6 protein-coding genes are annotated in these 4,256 nt (G+C 63.5%); 3 read left to right on the top strand and 3 right to left on the bottom strand.

The annotated features are described in order from the left end of the window. Window positions 1-173: 173 nt before the first annotated feature. The gene (locus GPT33_RS17205; protein ID WP_296811435.1) at window positions 174-377 is read right to left on the bottom strand and encodes a type II toxin-antitoxin system RelE/ParE family toxin; all 204 of its coding nucleotides are present in this window, start codon (window positions 375-377) and stop codon (window positions 174-176) included. A gap of 92 nt (window positions 378-469) precedes the next feature. Continuing rightward, window positions 470-703, bottom strand: a complete 234-nt coding sequence (locus GPT33_RS17200; protein ID WP_296811432.1) for a type II toxin-antitoxin system ParD family antitoxin — start codon at window positions 701-703, stop codon at window positions 470-472. A gap of 56 nt (window positions 704-759) precedes the next feature. Between GPT33_RS17200 and GPT33_RS17195 the strand changes: the two genes are divergently transcribed. The 3 genes from GPT33_RS17195 (at window position 760) to GPT33_RS17185 (ending at window position 3,548) form a co-directional block, all read left to right on the top strand. Continuing rightward, window positions 760-1,662 (top strand): transposase, encoded by a 903-nt coding sequence (locus tag GPT33_RS17195; protein WP_296811430.1) that lies wholly within the window; start codon window positions 760-762, stop codon window positions 1,660-1,662. Between the two features lie 115 nt (window positions 1,663-1,777). Further along, a complete protein-coding gene (locus GPT33_RS17190; protein WP_296811427.1) occupies window positions 1,778-2,215 on the top strand; it encodes a DUF29 domain-containing protein in 438 nt (145 codons plus the stop codon). A gap of 610 nt (window positions 2,216-2,825) precedes the next feature. Continuing rightward, window positions 2,826-3,548: a peptidase gene (locus GPT33_RS17185; protein WP_296811424.1), complete on the top strand. Its 723-nt coding sequence runs from the start codon at window positions 2,826-2,828 to the stop codon at window positions 3,546-3,548. 89 nt (window positions 3,549-3,637) lie between these two features. Here the strand turns inward: GPT33_RS17185 and GPT33_RS17180 are convergent. Then, window positions 3,638-4,256, bottom strand: a 619-nt coding sequence (locus tag GPT33_RS17180) for a HupE/UreJ family protein (protein WP_296811421.1), incomplete at its 5' end; no start/stop codon positions are given.

The raw sequence follows: 4,256 nt of genomic DNA, 5'->3' as shown, positions 1-4,256 counted from the left end.
TAATGCAATATTTTGGCTGCGGTGAGGCGCCAATGGGGTCATGGCTCGTTCCGTGCCCGGGTTCGAGCGTGAAGGTGCCGTGACCATGCGCGATACCGACGCTTTCAAAACCGCCGGAGCAAGCTCTTGTGATTTTGTCTACGTTCCGCCGCCCCGGGATGCTACCCGAGATGCTAACCGGTGAAGTAGTTGAGGACATCCATGCGCTGATGTGGGACGCCGATAATATCAATCCCATCCTCGCTCATGAGATAGAAAATGACGTGGGAGCCTTCCGGGTAGCCGCAGTATCCGTTACCGACCTCCGGACGAGGCTTCCCGAGACTTGGATTCTCCGCAAGCCAGGAGAACCGCCGGTCGATGGCTGAAAGATAGATATCGCGTTACTTGTTGATCCAGGTCTGGACCGTGTAGCGGGCGATAGCGCGCAGGTCTGCAGCAGCTCGTGGGGTAATCCGATAGCGGCCGCTCATTCCTCACGATCCATTTCGGCCAACAGACCTTGAAGGGAGTAATTCTCGACGAACTCGCCACGACGTGCCTGCGCCTCGCCTTCGGCCAGATGTTCACGCAACGCAGCCAATCTGGCGTTGTGCTCCTCCATGTGACGCAGCGCATCGCGTACCACTTCGCTTGCCGAGCCATAACGACCGGTCGCGATCTCGTTCTTGATGAAGACTTCCCAGTGTTCCCCTAGACTCAGAGAGGGGCGAAAGGGTCAGGTCTTGTAATCCTGCATTCTTGGGCTAACCTGTCTTCATGGCCAGACCACTCCGAATCGAGCTCGCCGGCGGGCTTTATCACGTCACCTCGCGCGGCGATCGCCGTGAGGCGATCTATCGCGACGATGCGGACCGGGCGGCCTGGCTGGCGGTGTTCGCGGAGGTCTGCGCACGCTTCAATTGGCGCTGTCATGCCTACTGCCAGATGACCAATCACTATCATGTCGTGGTGGAGACCGCGGAGGGGAATCTGTCGAAGGGGATGCGGCAGCTCAACGGCGTCTTCACCCAGCGGGTCAATCGTCGTCATGGCCTGGTCGGACACCTGTTTCAGGGCCGCTTCAAGGGCATTCTCGTCGAGCGCGATACCTATTTGCTTGAGCTGGTGCGTTACGTCGTCCTCAATCCGGTGCGGGCCGGCATGGTGGCCGATGCGGGTGATTGGGTCTGGAGCAGCTATCCCGCCATGCTGGGGCGGGTGCCGGCTCCGCCCTGGCTGGAGACCGACTGGGTGCTCGGGCAGTTCGGGCCCGCGCGTGCCGCGGCGCAAGCCGCCTATGCGGCCTTCGTCGCCGAGGGGGTGGGACGGTCGAGCGTGTGGGATGGACTGCGGTGCCAGGTCTTCCTCGGCACCGACGGCTTCGTCGAGCGCCACCGGGCTTTGGCGAGCGATCCGCAGCGCTTGCGCGAGGTTCCGCGTGCCCAGCGCCGCGGGCTCGCGAAGCCGCTGTCGGCGTTCGGCGATCAATCCGCGACGCCGCGCGAGGCGATGGCGCAGGCATTCCTGAGCGGTGCCTATACGATGCAGGAGATCGCCGAGCATTTCGGCGTACACTACTCGACCGTCAGTCGCGCCGTGCGCCGGTTCGAGCGCGCCGATGCCGGATCGGCCGCGCCGGAGTCGAGCCATCGGATAAGTGAATTCAGGACCCGACCATAAAGCCCACTAAAGCCCGCTCGAAAAAGCCCGCCCCAGCGGGCTTTTTTGTGTCCGGATTCAGATCTATAGTCATCCGATACGAGGGAAACCAACGACGATTAGCGGAACAGCCACCATGACGAACGCAACAAGGTACGAAGAAGACGTGGTCGCTTGGGCGTCCGAACAAGCAAGACTGCTGCGCGAAAGACGGTTCGACCTGTTGGATATTGCCCATCTCGCCGAGGAGATCGAAGACGTGGGAAAGAGTGAGCAGCGAGAGCTGACGAACCGCATGGCACTGCTCTTAGCTCTCCTGCTGAAGTGGCAGATGCAGCCCGGTCGCCGCGGAGCCAGCTGGCAGATCACCCTCAGAAACCAACGGCGAGGAATCCTGCGTAGACTGCAAGAGACCCCGAGCCTGCTTCCAAAGCTCGACGACCCCGACTGGTGGGCGGGCGTTTGGGACGACGCGACGGCACAAGCCGCGCAGGAGACCGGACTCTCGGATTTCCCCGAGACATGCCTCTGGACGCCAGATCAGATTCTCGATCCGGCTTGGTCACCAGAGTAGGCGAAACCAGCCGAAGCTGGCGGCGGGCCGAAAAGCTTCCTGCCGATGACATCGCTCATCGTGCTCGCTCAGGGTCAGCGCAAATCCCATGGATCCAAGAGTTCAACCTCGGGGATCGCCCGGAATTGACAAGATGGCAACACGAACATGGCTTGGAGGGGCGAGACTCAGTCACTCTCCGCTCACCTTTTCCGCTGGCGATGCTTACACGCAGGTGCCCTTGTGGCGGTTCCCGCCGGGGGCTGATGCGGGCGTGACATCAGCGACTGCTTCAGCCTAGACTGCTTTGGCGCCTGCATAGGGCACCCGGGCCACGACCTCGCCGCTCTCCTGGACAAGCATACGGCTCGCCCCCGGTTCCCGCCTTGTGCCCACGACGTAGAATTGCAGCGGGACGGGCATCGATAATGGGCTTGGTCGGAAGATCCCGGCTCGCCATCAACTCACCGGCAACCTACATGCAGATTCGTATCGACGTCGAAATGGAGTGCCGGTGTTCCGGCCGGACGCCGATGACCCCGGCACTGTGCATCCGCGGTTCGCTGGCGTCCGACTTCGGGCCAAACACGTCGGAGCGCTTCCAGGTCCGGACGGACGAGGTCGCCGGGCCATGACCTACTGCGTCGGTGTCAAGCTCGACGAGGGCCTGATCTTCGCCAGCGATTCGCGCACTCATGCTGGCGTGGACAACTACGCCAAGTTCTGCAAGATGACGGTGTTCGAGCGCGCGGGCGACCGGGTGCTGGTGTTGCTCAGCTCGGGCGGCCTGGCCGCCACGCAGACGGTGATCACCTTGCTGCGCCGGCGCGCCGCCGGCGAGGCGCCGCATATCTGGAGTGTCGACTCCATGTTCGACGTGGCCAACCTGGTGTCGGATGCGATGCGCGACATCGAGCGCCGCGACGCGCCCTTCCTGGAGAGCGGCGGCCTGAAGTTCAACGCGTCCTTCATCCTCGGCGGCCAGATCGGCGGTGAGGAGATACGGCTGTTCCGGATCTATGCCGAGGGCAACTTCATCGAGGCCGGCACCGACACCAACTTCCTGCAAACCGGGGAGGCCAAGTACGGCAAGCCGATCCTCGACCTGGGGGTGAGCTCCAGCGCGACGCTGGAGGACGCCACCAAGTGCGTGCTGGTGTCGTTCGACTCGACGATGCTCAGTAACCTTTCGGTCGGCATGCCGATCGACCTGCTGTGCTACGCGCGAGACAGCCTGCGGGTCACGATGAAACGCCGCTTCGGCGAGGGAGACGCCTACTTCGACGCCCTGACCCGGCAGTGGCTCGAGGGCACGCGCGAGGTCTTCCGCGCGCTGCCGCCGCTGGAGTGGTAGCGGCCGAGGCGCAGTCGCATGCACGCGGCGTTGTCTTCCGACTGACGTGCCTGCACACGCGTCCGGTTCCCGGACGCAGCCCCGGCGGATCAAAACATCGCCGTCGTGCGCTCCAAGACCCAGAAAACCGCCAAGGATCCGATGGCGTAGCTCGGGAGATGCCGAACGGCGGTCGGCAAGCGCACGGGAACGCGGCGCAGAGCGGCCGCTACCGTCAGGATGACCGCGACGCAAAGAAGCTGCCCGACCTCGATGCCGATGTTGAAGGCTGCCAGTGCTAACGGGACCTCATGTGCCGGCAGGCCGATTTCCGTCAGCGCACCGGCGAAACCGAGACCGTGAAGCAGACCGAATGTGAAGGCCATCGCCCACGGAAACCGCTGTATCCAGGTCGCGTGCCCGCGCCCGGCGCGCGTCAACTCCACGGCGACAACGAGGATAGTCAGTGCAATCAGGGCCTCGACGGGATGCGACGGGACCTTGACCAGGCCCAGCACGGCGAGCGCGAGTGTCACGCTGTGCCCGGCAGTGAATGCGGTGATGGTCCAGAACAGCCTCCGATAACCCCGCACGAGCAGGACGAGACCGAGCACGAACAGCAGGTGGTCCGGACCGCCGAGGATGTGCTCGAAGCCGAGCAGGAGATAGTCGCGCAGGACATGGAGCCGACCGGCACTCTGCGGAACGGTGAAGGTGGGTGCGTCGAGA

It is taken from the genome of Thiocapsa sp. (assembly GCF_011390875.1).
In the GTDB taxonomy this organism is placed as follows: Bacteria; Pseudomonadota; Gammaproteobacteria; order Chromatiales; family Chromatiaceae; genus Thiocapsa.
Note: the sequence above shows the minus strand (reverse complement) of the source record. Positions and strands in the feature narration are given on the sequence as shown.